Here is a 20,296-nt window from a genome sequence, read left to right as displayed (position 1 = left end):
CATGCCCGAGGGCGACACCGTCTTCCGCACCGCCCAGCGCCTGAACGAGGCGCTGGCGGGCAAGGTCGTCGAGCGCTTCGACATCCGCGTTCCGGGCAGCGCCACCGCCGACCTCCGCGGCGAGACGATTCACGAGGTCGTGCCGCGCGGCAAGCACCTCCTCGAGCGCATCGGCGGCTACACCCTGCACTCCCACCTGAAGATGGAGGGCGCCTGGCACGTCTACCGCCGCGGCAGCAGCTGGCGGGCGCCGTCGTTCAAGGCCCGCGCCATCGTGGGCACCTCCGACGTCGACACGGTCGGGTTCGACCTCGCGATGGTCGAGGTGCTGCCCACGAGCGAGGAGGACCGCATCGTCGGCCACCTCGGCCCCGATCCGCTCGCGGAGGACTGGGACCCGGCCGAGGCCGCCCGCCGACTCAGCGCCGATGCGAGAGCCGTCCACGTCGCGCTGCTGGACCAGCGCAACGTCGCGGGGTTCGGCAACGAGTTCGTGAACGAGATCCTCTTCGTCCGCGGCATCCTGCCGACGACGCCGGCGACGGAGACGGATGCCGCGGCGGTGATGGATCTCGGAGCGCGGATGATCCGCGCCAACGTCGGCCGACGCGGTCGCACCTTCACCGGCGACGCCCGCCCCGGGCGCAGCACGTGGGTCTACGGACGCGATGGCAAAGCCTGCCGGCGGTGCGGGACGATCGTGCGCACAGGATCGCTCGGAGCCGGTCCGACGAGCGAGCGGAACGTCTTCTGGTGCCCCGTCTGCCAGACCTGAGGCGATCCGTCAACCCCGCGCAATCCTCTGGGCCCACGGCGTCGAATAGTCGATGCACGGGAATGTTCCGCCACACCGCTTGGTTTTCTCCATTGCGGGTGCAAGGACACCTGACGGAGGGGATCGTGGGCAAGAACTACATCGACATCGAGAACGACCGCGGCGAGATGCTTCGCTATCGCAAGCACATCAACGGTCGTGGACTGATCGCGCACGGCGCCAAGGTGCACCCGAGCGCGATCGTCGAATCAGGGGCATACGTCGAACCCGGCGTGCTCATCGCCGCCGGTGCACACGTCGGCCGCGGCGTCTGGGTCGAGTCGGATGCCGTCATCGGCCAGAACGCCGACATCGCACCGCACGCGCACATCTGCTCGGGCGCGGCGATCGGCGCCGGCGCGAAGATCGGAGTGCGTACGCAGGTCGGCATGGGTGCGCGGATCGCCGTGGGCTCGCTGATCGGAGACGACGAGACCATCGCCGACAACGAGCGCGTCGCAACCGACCGCAAGGGCCTGCGCCTGGCCGCGTGAGCCCGCCGCTGCGGCGGCTTCCCGGAACACGATCGCCCTCGGGCGGTCGTGTTCGTCGTTTCCGGCCGGTCCGGCTTCTCGCGCGAGGTCTCCGGCCGCTCGGGCGCGCGCACGACCTGAAGCCTCGACAGCAGGGGGAATTCAGCCGGCAGCGGTCCGCTGCGTGGCGGCAAGCGCCTTCATCCCGTGAACGATGCCACCTCCCGCGCGCAGCGCGGCGGTGATGTAGGTCGTCTCCGCGAGCTCTTCCTCGGTCGCACCGTGGACGACGGCTGCGCGCGCATGCCCCTTCAGGCAGGCATCGCACTGGGTCGTGAGGGCCACAGCAAGGGCGATGATCTCCCGGTACTTGCGCGGGATCTCTCCCGGGCCGTTGAAGACGGCATCGTCGAAGGCAGCGAAGGCCTCGCCCATCGTTCCTGCTAGCGGGCCGAGAGGGGCCGGGTGGTTGTGCTCGGTCATCGTTGGGGATTCCGTTCTGTGGTCGTGGTAGACGATCGCGGTCAGTGATCGTGCGGGAAGCCGGCGGTGGCCGACTCCGGCTCGGGCATGTCGGAGAAGTCGGCGTAGCTGTCGGCGGAGAACTCGGCTCCCCGGGCGACGACGAGGGCGGGGCTGCGCAGGCAGGTCAGGTCCTTCTCCGGGTCGCCGGTGACTCCGATGATGTCCGCCGACATGCCCTCCCGCAGACGGCCCACCTCGTCCTCTATGCCCATGGATTCAGCAGCGATCGCCGTCGCCGCGTGCAGGACCTCTCCGCGGGGGATCCCCACCGCTTCGAGGACCTCGAGCCCCGCGGCGTAGGCGTAGTGGGGAGCGTTGTCGATTCCGGCGTCCGTACCCGTCACGATGCGCACACCTCGCGCGCGAAGCTCACGCACCACCATGGCGAAATGATCCACGAAGCCGCCCGAGCCCTGGTTGATCATCCTCCACGCGAGCACGTTGAGTGTGAAGGAGACGTATACGCCCGCTGCAGCGATCTCGTCGGCGAGCCCGGCGTCGAATCCGAACGAACCGTCCGCTGTCACGAAGGAGCAGTGCTCCAGCGCGTCGATGCCGCCGCGCACGGCGTGCCGGATGCCTTCGATGCCGTGCGCGTGAGCGACGGCTTTCTTGCCGAGGCGGTGCGCATCGCTCACCGCGAGGGCGAGCTCCTTCTCGGAGTACTGGGCGAACCAGGGCGCGCTGCCCTTCGTCATGAATCCCCCGGTGGACATGATCTTGATCGAGTCCACGCCGTGCTCGTGGTGCCTGCGCACGGCCGTGCGCAGCTCGAAGCCGCCGTCGGCTTCTCCGCCCATGAACCAGCAGTGCCCGCCAGTCGGCGTCAGCGGGGAGCCCGAGGCGATGATGCGCGGCCCCCGGGCGTCCCCCCGGGCGATGGCGTCCCGCACCACGACGTCCAGGTAGCCGCGGGCGCCCAGGTCGCGGGCCGTCGTGACTCCGGCGCTGAGCAGTTCACGGGCGCTGTGGAGCATCAGGACGAGCTGGTCGGCATCCGACTCCGCCATCATGCGGGCGACCGGCGCCGGACCACCGTCGAATCCCAGATGGACGTGCGTGTCGATCAGACCCGGCATGAGTGTGCCGGCGAGGTGATGCGAGGCCAGGTCGGAATAGGCGACCGGCAGGTCGGCCGCAGGGCCCACCCACGAGATCAGCCCTTCGTCGTCGACGACGATGCCGCCCGCGTCGATGGTGCCGAGTGCATCGTGCGTGCGCAGCCGGTCGGCGGTGTACAGCTTCACGCTGCCACTCCTTCACTCGCGCGCTGACGACGGAGCGCCTCGGCGTACTCCGGGTCGGTCCGGTCCACGTGGACCTCGTCCGGGGCGAAGGTTCGGCCGCGCGCCATCACCATGAGGAGATCCCTGAGAGCGGACACGTCGTCCAGCGGGTCGCCCCGGACCGCGATGATATCCGCGGGGGCGCCCGGGGCGAGCTCGCCGACGCCTCCCGTCAGGCCGAGCGCCTCGGCCGCGCGCGAGGTCGCGCCCACCAGGACGTCCTCGATCGGGATACCGAGGATGACCGACGTCTCCAGCCCACCGACGTAGTCGGCGTGCGGCACCCCGTCGATACCGGAATCATTTCCGGCGATGAGCTTGACGCCCCGCTCGTGCATGAGCCGCACCGGCGGACGGAAGTCCGGGTTGCGGCGCATCATGGCCGGAAGGTTCCACGTGGCCGTGGCGCAGACATGGATGCCGCGCGCGGCGATCTCGTCGATGAGCGCTAGATCCGGGGCGACGACACCGCCTTCGGCGACGAAGGTGCAGTGCTCGATCGTGTCGACGCCGGCAGCGACCGCCCGCTCGATGCCTTCGACGCCATGGGCGTGCGCGGCGACCTTCTTGCCGAGGCGATGTGTCTCTTCGACGATGGCCGTCATCTCCTCGTCCGAGAACTGCGCCCGCCACGGCATGCTCCTCGCCGTCATGAAGCCCCCGGTCGCATTCACCTTGATCAGATCCACACCTGACTTGTGGTGGGAGCGCACCAGCTTCCGGACGTCGTCCGGGGAGTCCGCGCGACCGTGGTTCTGCCAGGTGTGGCCGCCCGTAGTGGTGATCTGAGCACCCGCGACGAGGATCCTGGGCCCGCGTACCAGGCCCTCGTCGACGGCTTCCCGCACCTCGATGCTCAGGTTGTCGCGTGCGCCGAGATCGCGCACGGTCGTCACTCCGACGCTGAGCAGCTCGCGGGCGGAGGCGATCATCACGGCGACGAGGTTGGGGGCCGAGCGGGCGAACGATCGGGCCTTCGTCCCCTCCCGCCCGTCGTAGGAGAGATGAGCGTGTGACTCGACGAGGCCCGGCAGGAGCGTGCCCCCGGGGAAGTGCTGGGAGGGGGCGTTCCGATGCTGCTCCGGAAGCTCGCTGCGGGGTCCGACCCAGGCGATCGCGTTCGCCGAGACGACAACGGCACCGTCGGGTATCCGTGAGCCGGCGACGCCGCACCAGACGGCGTCCGCGGTGAAGATCTGCGCGTCACTCATGCGTGGACGCTCCTTCCGGGGATGGCTGCGAGCAGCTGGCGGGTGTACGGGTCACTCGGAGCGGTGAACACCTGCTCGACGTCACCGATCTCCCGCAGGACGCCGAACTGCATCACGGCGACGCGGTGCGAGAGCTGACGGACGACAGCGAGGTCGTGCGAGATGAAGAGGATGGTGACTCCCAGGTCGTGCTGCAACTCCGTGAGGAGCTCCAGCACCTGAGCCTGCACGGAGACGTCCAGGGCGCTCGTGGGCTCATCGCAGACCAGCAGCTCCGGGGAGAGCGCGAGTGCGCGAGCGATGGCGACGCGCTGACGCATGCCCCCGGACAGTTCCTCCGCCCGCCTGCCGGCAGTGGCAGCAGGGAGGGACACACGATCCAACAGCTCGAGCGTGCGTGCGCGCTGCTGTCGCTTCGTGCCCACCCGGAACGCACGCAGAGGCTCCTCGATGATCGACGCGACGGTGTAGCGCGGGTCGAGCGAGGCGTACGGATTCTGATAGACCACCTGCATCCGGCGGCGCAGCGAGCGAAGCTCCCCCGACCGCAGACCGCTCATGGCCACCCCGTCGATGAACACATCCCCCGCACTCTGCTTCTCCAGCTGAAGCACGATCCGCGCCAGCGTCGACTTACCCGACCCGGACTCCCCCACGAGTCCCAGCGTCTCGCCCCTGCGGATGGACAGCGACACGTCGTCGACTGCCGTGAGAGATCCTCCGGAGGGCAGCGCGAACACCTTGGTGACATGCTCGACGCGGACGACGCGATCGTCAGCGCCCTCCTCGGGCAGCCTCGGCGGGGCCGATCTGACGGACGGCGTCGCGAGACTCGGCGCCGCGGCCAGCAGCTTGCGCGTATAAGGATGCTGCGGCGCAGACAGGATCTCGGATGACGGCCCCTCCTCCACGATCTCCCCCTGGCACATCACGATGATGCGCTGAGCACGGTCGGCAGCGACCGCCAGATCATGGGTGATGAGGAGCATCGCCGTGTGGTGGACAGCGATCATCGTGTCGATGTGATCGAGGATCTGTCGTTGCACCGTGACATCGAGCGCGCTGGTGGGCTCGTCGGCGATGATGAGTCGGGGGGTGCAGGCCAGAGCCATCCCGATGAGCACCCTCTGGCGCATGCCACCGGAGAGCTGATGCGGATACTGCTCCGCGCGCTGCGCGGGATCGCTCAGACCCGCCTCTTCCAGGATCCGGACGGCCGCCTCAGCGGCGTCTGCTGCGGAAAGCCCTCGGTGAATTCGGAGTGGCTCGGCGACCTGACGCCCGATCTTCATCACGGGGTTGAGCGAGACGGTCGGGTCCTGGGGCACGAGTCCGATGGCCTCACCCCGCAGAGCCCGCCACGCGCGATCCCGGAAAGAGGCGACATCCAGGTCGTCGAAGCGGATCGAGCCTGCTGTGATCGCCCCGTTGTGCGCGAGCATGCCGATGAGGGACTGCGCCACGGTGGTCTTGCCCGACCCCGACTCTCCCACGATCGCGACGACCTCCCCGGGCTCGATGTCCAGGGAGACCCCATGGACGGCTTCGCGCGTGATACCGCGGGATGTGTAGGAGATCCGCAGATCACGAACGCTGAGCAACGGTGACCCGGTCACTGACGACCGCCCTTCTCGAGAGCTCGGGCGACGCGGTTGGCCGCCAGGACGAGCAGTGTGATGATCAGTCCGGGGAAGGTCACCATCCACCAGGCCGTCGCGATGAAGTCGCGGCCCTCGGAGACGAGTCGACCCCATTCGGGCGTCGGCGCGGGTGCGCCGAAGCCGAGGAAGCTGAGCGCGGAGACGGCGAGCACTGCGGTACCGAACTCCAGCGCAGCGACCGCCACGACCGACCCGGCCGAGTTGGGCAGGACGTGACGGAAGAGGATCGTCCACCAGCGGCACCCCGCCGCCCGGGCCGCCTCGACGTACAGCGAGGTGCGCACCTTCAGGACATCGGCCCGCATGAGGCGGGCGAAGTTGGCGACACTCGCCAGCCCGACGGCGATCGCCACGTTGACGAGCCCGTAGCCGAGGATCGTGATCAACGCCATCGACAGCAGAAGACTCGGGATGGCGAGCACCACGTCGACGACGCGCATCAGCACGTCGTCGACCCATCTTCCGAAGAACCCGGCTGCCAGGCCGAGCAGAGAACCGACGACCAGAGCCACTCCGACCGCGATGAGGATGGCCTGCACGGAGTGGACTGCACCGTTGACCACACGCGCGTACATGTCTCGCCCGAGGGCGTCGGTGCCGAAGATGTGCTGCGCGGACGGCGGCAGCAGCCGGTCGGCCACGGTGCCGGTCAGTGGATCGACCGTCGTGAACAGCTGAGGGACGATCACCCAGGCGGACACGAGCAGCAGCAAGAGCACCGCGACGAGGAGACCCGGCTGGCGGACCGCCCATCGCGCTGCGCGCCGCAGAGCAGTCGGCTCCTCGGCTCGGACGCTCAGCTCGATGGTGTTCAGCGACGGCTGGACGGCCGCCGGACGGAGGAGGGTCGTTGCCATGTCAGACCGCCTTTGCGGTAAGCGTCCGCGCGGGACGCAGTCCCTGGCGGATGCGCGGATCGAGGAGGGGGTACATCAGGTCGACGACGAGCGTCGCGACGACGAAGACGAGTGCCGAGAAGACGACCACGCCCATGACCACGGGGATGTCCTGGGCGTTCACAGCCTCAACGGTCATCCGACCGAAGCCCTGTCGTCCGAAGACGGTCTCGATGACGACGGCACCGCTGAGCAGGGCGCCGAAGATCATGCCGACGATGGTGAGCACAGGGAGAAGCGCATTACGCACGGCGTGGCCGATCATCGATCGCAGTCGCGAGGCTCCCTTGGCGCGAGCCGTGTCGAGGAAGGGTTCGGCCATGACACTGCGCAGGCTCTTGCCGAAAACCTGCGCGATCATCGCTGAGATCGGGATAGCCAGAGCCACGGCAGGCAGGATCGTCGAGGCGAATCCGTCGTTGCCGAAAGCCGGAAGCAGCCGGAGTCCGAACGAGAAAAGCTGGATGAGCAGCAGAGCGGACCAGAATGTGGGCACACTCGCTCCGATCGACGGCAGCGAGTACAGGAGCTGACGGACAGGGCCGAAGCGCGTGAAGGTGGCGACGAAACCCAGCACCATCCCGACGATCACAGCGATCCCCAGTCCCAGCAGGGCGATGGCGATCGTGGGGGGCAGCGCGACCGCCAGCATCTCCGTGACCGGTACCCCCGTCTGATACGACACTCCCCAGTTGCCGCTCGCCGTGGCGACGAGACGCGTGACGTACTGGATCACGAGCGGCTGGTCGAGGCCCATCTCGGCGCGCAGCTGTTCCAGCTGCTGTGCGCCGGCCTCCGAACCGGTCTCACCCTGCAGTCCGCCGCTGGCGATGATCTCCGCTGGATCCGACGGCATCGCATAGAGGATCACGAACGCGAGGGTGAAGGCGGCCCAGACGACGACGACCGCCTGCCCGACGCGCGATGCGAGGTATCTGCCCACGGGGGAACTCCTTTCGTTTGATGTGCCGATCGGATCTGCGAAGCGGCCTCGGAGGGCGCTCCGCAGGGGTCACGGAGTGACCCAGGTGTCGTACAGATTCAGACGGGTGGATGCTTCGAAGGCGAAGTCGTTGACGCCGTCACGTACCGCATATGCGGCGGCGAGTGCGTGCAGCGGCACCACGTAGGCGTTCTCGAGCACGGCGGTCTGAATCTCGTCCGCCGTCACCGCGCGCGCCGCGGGGTCGGGCTGCCCGGCCTGCGCCTCGAGAAGCGACTGCAGGCCTGCGTCCGACATCCCGTACCAATTGGCGCCCGCACTCGTGAGCGTCGATCGCAGAACGTCGATATCGGCTCTCGTCAAGTTGCCCACTGTGGCGTCGAACTGCCCGGACTGCAGGGCCGTCAGGAAGTCGGCCGTCGTGATCTGCGAGATGTCGAGCCGGATTCCGATGTCCGCATACTGCTGCTGAAGAAGCTCGACGACGGGACCGTCGAAGAAATAGGGGAAATCGAACTGCAGCGCGACGCCGTCCTTCTCTCGGATGCCGTCTGCGTTCTCCACCCAGCCGGCCTCTTCCAGAAGCGCCGACGCCCCCTCGGGGTCGTACGCGAGGTACTCGGAGAAGTCCTTGGATCCGGGCGTGGTGTCCGTCAGAACGCCCGGGGTCGTCGCGCCGGTCGGCCCGAGGACGGTCAGGACGTCCTCGCGGTTGACGCCCATCATCATCGCCCGGCGCACGGCGGGGTCGGTCGCAGCCTCGCTCTTCAGATTGAACATGACCGAGACGGCGAAGCCGGGGTTCGCCCGGGTCAACAGATGGAAGCCGTTGCTCGAGACGGAGGCCTCGTCCTGCTGCTGGACGCTGTCCATCGCATCGATCTGACCCGACAGCAGTGCACCGGTTCGCACGCTGTTCTCGGGGAGCACCTGGAAGGTGATCGTGTCGAGGTAGGCGTCGCCTTCGTGGGTCGCCGATGTCGGCGCCCAGTCGTACCCCTCGCGCTTGACCAACACCGTCGCGTCATTGGCGGCATAGCTCTTCAGCACGAATGGGCCGCTTCCGATGACGCCAGCGGCGCACCGCTCGTCGGCGGTCAACTGCGTCGTGGCGCTGGAGACCATTCCCATCGCTATGTTCGACGTCGCCTGGAGGAATTGGGCGTTCGGCTGGGTGAAGTCGATCTGAACCGTGGTGTCATCCACGACGGTCACCGCCTTCAGCCCGGCGAGGTACGGTCCCGCCACCGGAGCCTGCGCCCCCAGCGCGATGATCGCGTCGATGTTCTCCTTCACGACCTCTGCGGTGAAGGGAGACCCGTCGCTGAACGTCACGTCGTCGCGCAGGACGAAGGTGAAGCTCGAGCTGTCCTCGTTAACCTCCCAGGACTCGGCAAGCCACGGGGTGATCTCGCCGCTCTCAGGGTCCTGCTCGGTGAGGGAGTCGGTGAGCTGACGCGAGACGCTCAGCGAGGCATTCGTCCCGATCTGCTGATTGTCGATGCACGTCGGGTCGAGATATGTACCGATCACGAGGTCTCCGCCGGCCGACGGGTCTCCCGGCGCCGACGATGTCGAGGCGCCCGACGAGGTCGAGCATCCGGCGAGAACGAGGGCAGCGAGTGCTGTCGCGGCGACCGCCGCCACCTGACGGCGGGTGCCGGCAGGCGGGACCTGGGACGTGATGGCTGTGTTCATGCGTTCTCTCCGGGTGGGATCGTCGATGCAGTGGACGAAGGAAGAATGAGCGGTCGTCAAGTCGAATTTCAACAACGTGTTCAAGATAGGCACGATCGCCAGCGAGAACCGCTACTGCGGAAGACCCTTTTACACAGGCGTTACAAGCACGCAACAACTCGTGGAGAGAACTCGCGGTGCCGAAGACTTTCTTGTGCGGCCACTTTATTCCAGCTTGATCAGGGTTATAAATGGAGAGACGCGCAATAGCCTCCAAACCTGGTGAAGAGCGGCACTCTCTAAGCCGTCACAGAGTGTGCAACGCTATGTTGAGAAGGTCGGAGCGTGACGCCCCGACAGGATCAGGAGATCGACATGCCAGACGTACGCCGTGCACTCGACGACGAGTTCACCGCCGCGGCCGCCCCTCGCCGGACACTCGACGGGGAACGCCTGATCACCGTGTTCGCCCGGCTGGTGGAGCCCATCGGCCGGGCACTGCCGACGTCGAGCGAAGTCGTTCTCCACGACCTGAGCCTGCTTCCGAACTCCATCGTCGCGGTGTTCGGGGATGTCACCGGACGACGGCATGGCGATCCCGCCACCGATCTTCTGCTGCAGCAGGCGGTGCAGGGGTTCACCGAACACGATCTGGGATACGAAACAGTCCTGTCCGACGGACGACGGATGCGCTCGTCGACCATGATCATCCGCGACGTCGCGGGAAATCCGGTCGCAGCCCTGTGCATCAACACGGACATCTCAGCGTGGATGGCCATCAAGCAGATCGCCGATGTGATGGTGTCCGTGGCGGGTGTCAAGGAGGGCGATCGCCCGGTCGCGCTTCCCGCCGTCGCCGAGACCAAGGAGATGTTCGTCAAAGACGTGGACGAACTCGCGTCCTACCTGATTCATCAGGCAGTCACCGGTGTCGGCATCCCCGTGGGGCAGATGAAGAAGGAGCACAAGCTTCAGGTCGTGGCAGAGCTCAAAGCCCGCGGTCTCTTCCTGCTTCGCGAGGCGGTCGAGATGATCGCCGAATCACTGGAGGTCAGTCGATTCACGATCTACAACTACCTGAACGAGCTCGCCAGCGCGGGGGAACCCGCGACCGCTGTCGAGAAGTGACTCCACCGATCAACGACCCGCGCCACCAGGAAGGAACCCCGTGACCCAGATCGACTTCGACGGCATCACCGAGGCGGAGCTGCGCCTGAACGGCAGCGTCAAATGGACGATGTTCCCCGAGACCATCGGCGCCTTCGTGGCGGAGATGGACTTCGGCCTCGCGCCGGCGATCAGCGGCGCTCTGAAGTCCGCGGTGGACCGCGGGGTCACGGGCTACCTTCCTCCGCAGCTCGCCGCGGATCTGTCGGCCGCCACCGCTGGGTGGTATTCGGACAACTACGGCTGGACGGTGCCACCTGAACGTGTGCACCATATGCCCGACGTCATCGCAGCGTTCGAGCTCGCCATCGAGCGGTTCACCGAGCCCGGGTCGGCGGTGATCGTTCCAACCCCGGCCTACATGCCCTTCCTGATGGTTCCGCCGATGCTCGGGCGCGAGGTCATCGAAGTGCCCAGCGTCGAGTCGGACGGACGCATGGTCATGGACCTCGAGGGCATCGGGCGCGCCTTCGACGCCGGCGGGGGTCTCCTCGTGCTCTGCAACCCCCACAATCCCCTCGGGACGGTCTTCACTCGCGACGAGCTGCTCGCCGTCTGTGACGTCGTCGCCGCGAAGACGGGTCGCGTCTTCTCAGACGAGATCCATGCACCGGTGGTCTACCACCCCGCCGCACACGTGCCCTATGCATCAGTGTCGGACGCCGCGGCCTCCCACACGCTCACGGCGGCATCCGCGTCGAAGGCGTGGAACCTGGCGGGACTCAAGTGCGCACAGGTGATCCTGTCCAACGACGCGGATGCGGAGGCCTGGGAGTCGTTCGGATTCTGGGCCGGGCACGGGACGGCCACTCTGGGCGTGCTGGCCAATACCGCGGCGTACTCGGCGGGCGGGCGGTGGCTGGACACCGTCGTGGAGTACCTGGACGGCAACCGCCGACTACTCGCCGAGCTCGTGGCGGAGCACCTACCCCTCGCGAGGATGACCCTCCCCGAAGGGACGTACATCGCCCTCATCGACTTCCGCGCCTACGAACTCGACGGAGATGTCGCCGAGTGGTTCCGCGACCACGCCGCGGTGGCGATGACAGACGGCGCGGCGTGCGGCGCGGCGGGGATCGGCCACACCCGATTCGTCTTCGCGCTGCCCCGCCCCCTTCTGCGCGAGGCGATCACGCGCATGGGCGCTGCCCTGGCTGCCCATGTGGGCAAACGGCAGGTCGCCGCATCCCGAGCATGAAGCCTGCGAGGGCGACCGTCCCCGATCAGACGAACAGCAGCAGCACGAAGCCGATGAGCGGCAGCGTGCCCTGGGTGAGCGCCGGGCGCAGGTACTTCGCGCCGGACGTCGTCAGCACGAGCGCGGCGGCGACCATCGACCCGAGCGAGAAGAGCAGGAGCGTGCGTCCGGCGATCGCCGCGGCACCGTCGGCGGGACCGGCCCACAGCAGGAAGATCCCGATGAACGTGCCGATCGCCAGGAACAGGTTGTAGAAGCCCTGGTTGTACGCCATCGGCTTCGTCGTGTCCGCGTCGGCCTGGTCGGCGACGCCGAACCGGTGCCAGATGGCGGGCCGCGTCCACAGCACGCTCTCCATCGCGAAGATGGCGACGTGGAGGAGGGCGGCGAGGGCGGCGAACACCGTGGCGATGATGGCGATCATGAGCGAACACTAGCGCCCGGCTACGCTGACACCGTGGCGAAAGGCGGCGGGGCGAAAGGCGGCGGCAGGAGCGGCGGCCCCAAGGGCGGCCGGAAGCCTGCGGTCCGCCGCGGTCCGGCCGGCGGCTCGCCCCAGCGCGCGGCGAAGGCCCGGCCCGCTCGCGTGACCACGCCTGCGCCCGACACGGACGTCCGTCCGGTGCCGGAGGCCGTGGCATCCGTCTTCCGACTCGGGTTCGTCCCCGGTGCCACGCCGGGGAAGTGGATCTCACTGTGGCGTGACCGCGTGCCGCACGTACCGCTCGAGCTCGTGCCGCTGACGGTGGACGCGCAGCTCGACGCGCTCCGCGGCGACGCGGTCGACGCCGCGATCGTGCGCCTGCCGCTCGAGGCCGACGACGTGCATCGCATCGCCCTCTACGAGGAGATCCCGGTGGTCGTCGTCGCCGCCGACTCGGCCCTCACGGTCGCGGACGATCTCGGCATCGACGACCTGGTCGGCGAGGTGCTGCTCGTGCCCGTCGACGACGTGCTCGCCGCCGACATCCCCGGCACCCTCGCCGCCGCGCCGGGCGCTCCGCTCGACACGGAGGCGGCCGTCGCCACCGTCGCGGCCGGCGTGGGCATCCTCGTCGTGCCGATGTCGATCGCCCGGCTCCACGCCCGCAAGGACGTCGCGCACCGTCCCCTCCGTGACGGGCCGGTCTCGGCGGTGGCGCTCGCCTGGCCGGCGCAGCGCACGACCCCCGAGGTCGAGACGTTCATCGGCATCGTGCGGGGCCGCACCGCGAACTCCTCCCGCTGAGGATCTCGCCGGTCAGAAGCCCGCGCCGTGGCTCTGGAACGGAGCGACGATTCCGGTGTCGGCGGATGCCGCAGCCAGCGCCTCCGCGGGTGGCAGGCCGGCGCTGAGCCCGGCGTGCATCGCGCCCAGCAGCTCGCACGCGACGTCGTCGGCGACGACCACCGGCGCCGCGATGACCGTGCGGGTGCCGGCGTGCAGCCAGATCCGCGTCATGCCGACCGCCTCCTCGCCCCAGCGCACCGACGAGCGCCCCACCTCGCACGCCGAGAGCACCACCGTGGCGGGCAGTCGCGGCATCCGGTCGATGTCGTACCCGAAGAGGGCGCCGTCGGCGAGGTCGAGTCCGGAGAAGAGCGGGTTGTCGACGGCGTGGCGGCCGTGCGCGGCGATGTGGAGCAGATCGACCGTCGAGGCCAGATCGGCGACGGCGTCGACGGTCGCGGCGGGCCCCGAGAGCGTGCGTGCAGCCGACCAGGTGGATGCCGCGGCATCCACCTCCTCCTGTCCGCGAGCCACCCGCGGTCCGACCACCAGACCGACCTCGCGGGGCGGTTCGATGGGCGCGCGACGCCGGAGCCACCGCGATGCCGACCCGGCCAGCGTGAAGGTGCGGCCCCGCATGCCGGGGAGCAGGCTCCAGGGCATGCCCGACAGTGCCCCCGGTGCCGTGAGCACCAGACGGCGATGGCCGGCCACGCGGAGCGGGTCGCGGAGGAGGACGGCGGAGAGCCGCTTCAGCCGGTCGTCCAGGGCGATGCGCACGACGGCCGCCATCGGTCCGGTCCGCACGGACGCTGCCATGTCGACGTCGGCGCGGAGCCCCGCGAGAAGGGGCGGGGCGGAGGACCACTCGGGGAGCGGGACGATCGTCGCCGCGCCGCGCGTCGCGACCAGCGCGACGAGGCGGTGCTCCGTCAGGACGTAGCCGATGTACGCGGTGTCGTCGTCGAGCGCGCCGCTCATCTGGTCGAGCGACACGCGCTCCTCGACCGCCGACGAAGCTGTCCCGGCCCACTGCCGCTGGCGTGCGGCCGCCTCCAGCTCCGCGACCCGGGCGCCGAGTCGAGCGTCCCCCGCATCGCCGCGCAGCATCCGCAGCTCGGCCAGCTCGTCGGCCACCGCAGGGTCGGGCGGCGGCCGCAACGGCACGACCTGCAGGCTGTAATGGCGTGCGCGCTCAGACCATGCGAAGACGACGTCGGGGCGGCCGGACTCGACCGCGCCGGCGAGACCCGACCACATCAGCCCCGTGCCGTGCATCGCCGTCGACGTCTGCAGGTCGAGGCTGCCGAAGTCGCGCCTCCAGGCGGCGAGCGCCTCCAAGCCGGACGCCGCGTGACGGAGCGCCTCGCCGCGGCGCCCGCGCGATGCGGCCCGGGCGGCCCGCACCTCGTGCGCCAGCAGACGGACGTCGAGTGAGGCCGTCGGCGCGCTGCGGGCCGGTGTGGCGTCGGGCACCCCCGAACGGGCGCGCCACAGCGCCGCCGACAGTCGGAGCCCGGCCGCATCGTTGCGGTAGCCGGCGGCATCGAGCGCCGAGGCCACCGCGTCCACCGCGTTCGCCTGGGGCACGCCCCGCCGGCCGCGTCCGTCCGGGCGCGCCGACAGGAACGCCGCGCGCATCTCGATCGATTCCGCGCGCAGGGCCCACGTCTCGTTGCCCTGCCGCCGGAAGCGGCGACGGGCCGCGGCCGCGCGCTCCCCCGCCGCGGTGGCGTCGTGGGTGAGGAGGGAGCGGGCCAGGTTGAACTCCGCCTGTGCGCGGTCATGCGGCATCCGGTGGGCGCCGAACAGATCGGCCGCCCGGGCCAGCAGCCGCTCCGCCTCCGTGACGAGGCCGGCGTCGCGCAGCACCTCCGCGCGGTCGACATCGCTGATGCCGGCCGCGACCGGCGACATCTCCTCGAGTGCCGGCCGCGCGCGGGCCATGAGGTGCATCGCCCGCACGAGCTCTCCGCGCAGGAGGGCGATGTAGCCCTCGTTGTGCACGGCCTGCGCCTCATCCGCGGCGTCGCCCACCGCGCCGAGGAGGCGCGTCGCGTGCTGTGCGTCGCGCGACGCCGCCTCGAGCTGACGGCGCTGCATGCGCACCAGGCTGCGGTTGACGACGAGGTTCGCGAGCTCCTTCGACTCGCCCTCGAGCGCGTCGATGCCGCGCGTCAGCCATCGCTCGGCGTCGCCGAGGTGCCCCGCGTGTTCGGCGAGCGAGCCCATCTGACCGGCGAGCACGGCGAACGTCTCTGCCCCGATGCCCTCGACGGCCAGCGCCTGGAGGCAGATCTCCTCGCCCCGCGCGACGTCGCCCGACCGCGCCACGACGAACGCGCGGGTCCCGAGGATGCGCGCGATGAGATCGGGATCGGCCGCCCGTCTCTCCGCGCGATCGAGCAGGCGGCGGGCCGCGCCGTACTCCCCGCGGTTCGCCGCGACGACGGCGGCCTGGTGCAGCTCGCCCGCCGTCGTCGTCATGGCTCCATGATGGCCCGCCCCGGTGAGCGGGGCGAGGGCGATCCTCCGGTCAGACCGGCCGCGGACCGCGTGCCGCCAGCACCGTCCGCACCTCGTCCAGCGCCGCCCGCAGAGCCGCGCAGCGATCGGCGTCCGCCACTGCGGCCGCGCCCGCCGCGAGCGGCGCGACGAGGGCCTGCGCCAGCATCCCGGCGACGTAGGGCGCGGCGAACGACGTGCCGCTCCACTGGGCGAATCCGCCCGAGTAGTCGTCGGGGTCGATGGTCTCGCGCCGCAGTCCGTGGCGGTCGTCGCGGCTCCCCGGCTGCACGCCCCCGTTGAACGGGGGCATCGTGCTCACCACCGCCGCGCCGGGGGCGAAGGCGCCGACCCAGGGTCCGAGATTGCTGAACAGCGCCATCGTCCCGTTGGGGTTGACGGCGCCGATCGCCACGTGCGGTGCCGCGTCGGCGGGGTCTTCCACCACGTAGTCCGCGCCCGGCCACGCCCACAGCGCGGCCGGGAAGGTCGGCCGGTCGGTCGCGTCGTTGCCGGCGGAGCAGACGACGGCGCACCCCCGTCGGCGCGCGGCGACGAGCAGCCGGCTGAGCGTGCGGTCGAACAGATCGTCCTCGGGCGTCTCGTGGTAGTAGCTCAGCGAGAGGTTCAGCACGTCGATCTGCCGCCCTCCGAGCTCACCGGGCAGCGACATCCCCTTCACGAGCGACCGGATGGCGTACATGAAGTCGCCTTCGAGGACCGTCCCCTGACTGTCGGCGACCCGCACCGCGAGGAGGTCGGCGTCCGGGCACAGCTGCCTGACGATGCCGGCGATGAAGGTCCCGTGACCGGACGCCTCGTCCAGCTCGCCGTCGAAGGGGCCCGCGACGTCGCCGTGCAGCTCGGGATCGGTGGCGGCGTCGACGATCCCCACGGCCCTGCCGTCGACGACCGCGTCGCAGGTCACGATGTCCCGCGTCAGCCACGGGTGCTCGCCGCATCCCGTGTCGAGGATCGCGACCACCGGCCGCCGGCCGCCTTCCGCGGGAGTGGTCGTCCGCCGGGGTGCAGGCCCGATGTACGACGCGACCTGGCGCCCTCCGCTCCCCGCGTCGGCGTAGCTGTCCGCCCCGGGCGCATTGGTCCGCGCGAAGGGATTGGTGCGGGCGAAGGGATTGGTGCGGGCGAAGGGATTCGTGCGCGCGAACGGGTCGATGTCCAGCACGTGGTCGAGCCCCACGCCCTCGGGTGCCTGCCCGCCGTTGCGCACCCGCGCCCGCTGCAGCAGGCGCCACGCGTCGATGGGCGGCACGGGTCCGGTGAGCGCCTCGCTCGGCGGCGCGGGAAGGATGCGGACGCGATGGATGGTCGGCAGCGCGAACGCGTCACGCGCCCTCCGCGTGCGCTCGACCGCGACGGGGATCTCGACGGCCGTCCCGTCGAGGTTCTCCAGCTCGACGGCCCACCCGAAGTCGGCGGCCGCCTGCTCCAGCAGGGCCAGCACCGCGCGCAGCTGCGCCACGTCGTCCGCCGTCGTCACCAGGAGACGCTCAGCGTCGTAGGACGTCGGATAGGGACGGATGCCGCGGATCGGCTCGCTCCGCGGATCCAGCGCCGTGCCGCGCGCACGGGCGGCGTCGTACCGCGACCTCCAGTCGTACCGTCCTGCGGATGCCGCACCCGGCGCCGACTCGTCGCTCATCGCCTGAACCCCTCATGCCCCGTCATCGGTCACACCTCGAACTGCGGTGTCTGGAACTCGGCGAGGGATCCGTCGTGACGGCGGACGGCGAGACGGATGCGCGAGACCCCCGTCGGGACGTCCGCGAACGCGAAGCGCCCGTTCTCGCCGGCGTCCGCCTGCCACTCCCGGTCGCCCTGCACGAGCAGGATCGCGAGCGCGGGCGCATCCACCCAGCCGTCGACGCGGCGGCCGCCGTGCTCGGTCGCGGTGACGTGCACGAGCACGTTCGTCGCGCCGTCGCTGAACTGCAGGGTCGCCGTGTCGCTCTCGCCGCGCACCGCCGCCATCGTGTCGCCGGTGACGAGGGTCAGCAGGGCGTACTCGCGGGACAGGTCGGCCACCGCGACGGCGGCGACCATGCGGTCGACGAGGTCGGCCGGAACCGGGTCCACGCCCTCCCACACCGCCCGCAGGCGGGCGAACAGAGCCGCATCCTCGGCAGTGTGGTCATCCATCGCTTCTCCCCCATCCCCGGCCTTCGAGCAGGCCCCGGAGCTTGACGAGGCACCGCTGACGCGTCGGGCCGATCGATCCGATCGGCATCGCCAGGTCGGCGGCGATGCCGGCGTAGTCGGGCCGCTCCTCGAACGCGACGATCCGCAGCAGACGGCGGCATCGTGGGTCCAGCTCGTCGACGGCGCGCCAGAGGCGGCTCGTCTCGTCGTCGCGCGCCGCGGTGCCCTCGGCCGACTCGGCGGAGGGCAGGTGCGGCTCCAGGTCGATCGTCTCGACCGGATCGGCGCGACGCTGCAGCTTGCCGACCCGCCAGGCCTCACGACGCGCGCACGTCGTGAGCCAGCCGGAGACGGCGCGCGGATCGTCGATCGACGCGTGACCACGGACGAGCGTCATCCACGTCGTCTGGACGACGTCCTCCGCGAGCGCCCGGTCGAGCCCGTACGCGCGCACCACGTGCCACAGCACGGGGCTCATGAGGCGCACGAGGTCGTCCATGCACCGCGTCTCGCCGTCGCGCCAGCGCACGAACAGCGCTGCCGCGCGCTCCCACCGCGGCAGCGGCGGGGAATCGTCGGTCGGCGAAGGGTCGTCGAGGGGGTGCGAACGGTCCGCAGCCGTCATGACGCCCATTGTGTCCATATGGGGAGGGAGTGCGATAGAGGCGGCCTGATACATGACGGGCCGGACATCCGTGTCCGGTACGAGAACGAGGACGACCCGCTGTCGACCACGAGCACCGCGCGCATCGTGATGTCCCACTTTCCGCACAGGTCTTCGGCGAGTTGTGCAGGAAGCGGGACACCAACGCTGATGCCGGCGCCGACCGGGCCGGCGTCGCGGCGGCCGGGCGGATGCCCGCCGGTAGGATTCCCCCATGACCTCCGCGCCGCTCCTGTACGTCTGCGTGCGCCCCCAGCGAGGCGCCGCCGAAGCGGAGTACGCGTCTTTCCGCGCCGCGACGCGCCTCGACGAGCACGAGCTCGCGCACATCGATCTCACGCGGGAGCGTCTGACCGACGACGTGTTCGAGCGGTACAGCGGCTTCCTCATCGGCGGCAGCCCGTTCAACGTGGCCGACCCCGAGGCGAGCAAGACCGATGTGCAGCGCCTCCTCGAGGCGGACCTCGAGCGCATCGCCGAGGAGGCTGCGTCGTCGCGGACGGCCGCTCTGTTCACCTGTTACGGCATCGGCGTCGCGACGCGGATGCTGGGCGGAACCGTGTCGAAGGCCTACCCCGAGGACACCGGCCCCGTCATCATCGAGCTCACCGAGGACGGCGGCCGCGATCCGCTGCTCGGCGGCCTGGCGACGCGGTTCTCCGCCCTCACCGCGCACAAGGAGGGCACGGCCACGGTGCCGACCGACGCGGTGCTGCTGGCGACGAACGCGGCGTGCCCGGTGCAGGCCTACCGCGTCGGTGAGACGCTCTACGCCACCCAGTTCCACCCCGAGCCGACGACGAAGGCGTTCACCGAGCGTATGGCCGTGTACCGCGACGACGGCTATTTCGCCGCCGAGGACTACGACGTGCTCGCCGCGCGAGTGCTCGCCGCATCCGTCACCGAGCCCGCGCGCCTGCTCCGGGGCTTCGCCGAGCGGTTCGGCCCCGCCGCCTGACGGACCCGCCGGTCGATCGCGTCCAGCGAGCGTCCGACCGACCGCGCCCGTCCGAGACGACCGATCGCCGCGTCAGTCCGCTTCGGGCCGCAGCACCCGCAGGCCGGCGACCGCCAGTGCGGGCAGGAGGATCACCGCGGCCACCACGATCGCGGTGAGGCCGATGGCGTCGTTGCGCGGCTCGCCCGTCAGGCGGCCGACCGCCAGCCAGCTGAGGCCCCACGCGAGGGCCAGCGCCGGCGAGATCCGCCAGCCGCTGAAGCGGTCGATCGCCACGCCGATGACGGCGACGACCACGAGCACCGCGATGCCGAGCGCCGTGGCGGCCGACTCCCACTCGGCGGGTCCGGTGGCCGTGAGCCACGCCGCGGTGTTGGCCACCGTCGCCAGGGTCACCCAGCCGAGGTGGAGTCCCGTCACGCCGTCGATGAAGAGGGCGTCCGCCACACCGTCGCGCGGCACACGGGTGACGACCGAGCGGCGGAAGGTGAAGCCGAGCAGCACGAGCAGGGCGACGATCGCGAGGACCGTCAGCGGCAGCGTCGCGAACTGCGCGACCACGAGCCACAGGCCGTTCAGCACCATGGTGCCGGCGATGAACCAGCCCATGTCGCGCTGCCGGCGCCGGGCCCGCTGGCCCGGAAGCGCCTGCCACACCGTGTAGCCGGCGAGGCCGACGTAGATCACCGACCAGATCGAGAAGGCGCTGCTCGCCGGTGCGAGATAGGACGCGTCCGAATCCAGGGCCCCGTTCTGCAGGTCCTGCACGGCCGTGCCGCCGAACAGGCCCGTCCCGACCATGGCGCCGATGATCATGAAGACGAAGGCCGAGATCACGACGATCTGGCGCGCGAGATCCGACGGGACGGGCGCCGACGTGACGTAGGCCTGGGCGGCGGCCGATCGGGGTGCGCTCATGTGCTCACTCTAGGCACTGCCTGCACGCGC

General features: G+C 70.2%; 19 protein-coding genes. 6 read left to right on the top strand and 13 right to left on the bottom strand.

Going from position 1 to position 20,296, the window contains the following annotated elements; translation table 11 throughout:
- Position 1: 1 nt before the first annotated feature.
- On the top strand, positions 2-775 hold the full coding sequence (locus CVS47_RS01915; protein WP_127094572.1) for a DNA-formamidopyrimidine glycosylase family protein: 774 nt from the start codon (positions 2-4) through the stop codon (positions 773-775).
- Between the two features lie 125 nt (positions 776-900).
- Positions 901-1,308 carry an LbetaH domain-containing protein gene (locus tag CVS47_RS01910; RefSeq protein WP_127097141.1) on the top strand — a complete coding sequence of 136 codons (408 nt, stop codon included), beginning with the start codon at positions 901-903 and terminating at the stop codon, positions 1,306-1,308.
- Between the two features lie 141 nt (positions 1,309-1,449).
- Here the strand turns inward: CVS47_RS01910 and CVS47_RS01905 are convergent, their stop codons facing one another.
- The 7 genes from CVS47_RS01905 to CVS47_RS01875 form a co-directional block, all read right to left on the bottom strand.
- Positions 1,450-1,722: a carboxymuconolactone decarboxylase family protein gene (locus CVS47_RS01905; RefSeq protein ID WP_127094571.1), complete on the bottom strand. Its 273-nt coding sequence runs from the start codon at positions 1,720-1,722 to the stop codon at positions 1,450-1,452.
- 89 nt (positions 1,723-1,811) lie between these two features.
- Positions 1,812-3,059 (bottom strand): metal-dependent hydrolase family protein, encoded by a 1,248-nt coding sequence (locus CVS47_RS01900; protein ID WP_127094570.1) that lies wholly within the window; start codon positions 3,057-3,059, stop codon positions 1,812-1,814.
- Positions 3,056-4,309, bottom strand: a complete 1,254-nt coding sequence (locus CVS47_RS01895; protein ID WP_127094569.1) for a metal-dependent hydrolase family protein — start codon at positions 4,307-4,309, stop codon at positions 3,056-3,058. Before CVS47_RS01895 ends, CVS47_RS01900 begins: the two co-directional genes overlap by 4 nt.
- The gene (locus CVS47_RS01890; protein ID WP_206502717.1) at positions 4,306-5,910 is read right to left on the bottom strand and encodes a dipeptide ABC transporter ATP-binding protein; all 1,605 of its coding nucleotides are present in this window, start codon (positions 5,908-5,910) and stop codon (positions 4,306-4,308) included. The genes CVS47_RS01895 and CVS47_RS01890 overlap by 4 nt, the downstream gene beginning before the upstream one ends.
- An 11-nt stretch (positions 5,911-5,921) precedes the next feature.
- Positions 5,922-6,827: an ABC transporter permease gene (locus CVS47_RS01885; protein WP_127094567.1), complete on the bottom strand. Its 906-nt coding sequence runs from the start codon at positions 6,825-6,827 to the stop codon at positions 5,922-5,924.
- A 1-nt stretch (position 6,828) separates the two neighbouring features.
- A complete protein-coding gene (locus tag CVS47_RS01880) occupies positions 6,829-7,809 on the bottom strand; it encodes an ABC transporter permease (protein WP_127094566.1) in 981 nt (326 codons plus the stop codon).
- Between the two features lie 69 nt (positions 7,810-7,878).
- Positions 7,879-9,591, bottom strand: coding sequence for an ABC transporter substrate-binding protein (locus CVS47_RS01875; protein ID WP_127094565.1), 1,713 nt, complete (start codon positions 9,589-9,591; stop codon positions 7,879-7,881).
- A gap of 270 nt (positions 9,592-9,861) precedes the next feature.
- On the opposite strand from CVS47_RS01875, the gene CVS47_RS01870 reads away from it, so the two are divergent.
- On the top strand, positions 9,862-10,614 hold the full coding sequence (locus CVS47_RS01870; RefSeq protein WP_127094564.1) for a helix-turn-helix transcriptional regulator: 753 nt from the start codon (positions 9,862-9,864) through the stop codon (positions 10,612-10,614).
- A gap of 40 nt (positions 10,615-10,654) precedes the next feature.
- Positions 10,655-11,851, top strand: a complete 1,197-nt coding sequence (locus CVS47_RS01865) for a MalY/PatB family protein (protein WP_241240239.1) — start codon at positions 10,655-10,657, stop codon at positions 11,849-11,851.
- 25 nt (positions 11,852-11,876) lie between these two features.
- Here CVS47_RS01865 and CVS47_RS16840 read toward each other — a convergent pair whose 3' ends face one another.
- On the bottom strand, positions 11,877-12,275 hold the full coding sequence (locus tag CVS47_RS16840; protein ID WP_378791307.1) for a DUF1304 domain-containing protein: 399 nt from the start codon (positions 12,273-12,275) through the stop codon (positions 11,877-11,879).
- A 33-nt stretch (positions 12,276-12,308) separates the two neighbouring features.
- Between CVS47_RS16840 and CVS47_RS16835 the strand changes: the two genes are divergently transcribed.
- Positions 12,309-13,079 carry a LysR substrate-binding domain-containing protein gene (locus tag CVS47_RS16835; RefSeq protein WP_206502715.1) on the top strand — a complete coding sequence of 257 codons (771 nt, stop codon included), beginning with the start codon at positions 12,309-12,311 and terminating at the stop codon, positions 13,077-13,079.
- 12 nt (positions 13,080-13,091) lie between these two features.
- Here the strand turns inward: CVS47_RS16835 and CVS47_RS01855 are convergent, their stop codons facing one another.
- The 4 genes from CVS47_RS01855 to CVS47_RS01840 are packed head-to-tail and all read right to left on the bottom strand — an operon-like array spanning position 13,092 to position 18,351.
- Positions 13,092-15,548 carry a CHAT domain-containing protein gene (locus CVS47_RS01855; RefSeq protein ID WP_127094562.1) on the bottom strand — a complete coding sequence of 819 codons (2,457 nt, stop codon included), beginning with the start codon at positions 15,546-15,548 and terminating at the stop codon, positions 13,092-13,094.
- A 49-nt stretch (positions 15,549-15,597) separates the two neighbouring features.
- Positions 15,598-17,229 (bottom strand): S8 family peptidase, encoded by a 1,632-nt coding sequence (locus tag CVS47_RS01850; protein WP_127094561.1) that lies wholly within the window; start codon positions 17,227-17,229, stop codon positions 15,598-15,600.
- A gap of 29 nt (positions 17,230-17,258) precedes the next feature.
- Complete coding sequence (locus CVS47_RS01845; RefSeq protein ID WP_127094560.1) at positions 17,259-17,726, bottom strand: hypothetical protein; 468 nt, start codon at positions 17,724-17,726, stop codon at positions 17,259-17,261.
- A complete protein-coding gene (locus CVS47_RS01840) occupies positions 17,719-18,351 on the bottom strand; it encodes an RNA polymerase sigma factor (protein WP_127094559.1) in 633 nt (210 codons plus the stop codon). Before CVS47_RS01840 ends, CVS47_RS01845 begins: the two co-directional genes overlap by 8 nt.
- 253 nt (positions 18,352-18,604) lie before the next feature.
- Between CVS47_RS01840 and CVS47_RS01835 the strand changes: the two genes are divergently transcribed.
- The gene (locus CVS47_RS01835) at positions 18,605-19,348 is read left to right on the top strand and encodes a glutamine amidotransferase-related protein (RefSeq protein ID WP_127094558.1); all 744 of its coding nucleotides are present in this window, start codon (positions 18,605-18,607) and stop codon (positions 19,346-19,348) included.
- Between the two features lie 72 nt (positions 19,349-19,420).
- Here CVS47_RS01835 and CVS47_RS01830 read toward each other — a convergent pair whose 3' ends face one another.
- Positions 19,421-20,266 carry a tryptophan-rich sensory protein gene (locus tag CVS47_RS01830; RefSeq protein WP_127094557.1) on the bottom strand — a complete coding sequence of 282 codons (846 nt, stop codon included), beginning with the start codon at positions 20,264-20,266 and terminating at the stop codon, positions 19,421-19,423.
- Positions 20,267-20,296: the final 30 nt, after the last annotated feature.

It is taken from the genome of Microbacterium lemovicicum (assembly GCF_003991875.1).
Lineage (GTDB): Bacteria > Actinomycetota > Actinomycetes > Actinomycetales > Microbacteriaceae > Microbacterium > Microbacterium lemovicicum.
This window is presented reverse-complemented; position numbering and strand designations above follow the sequence as displayed.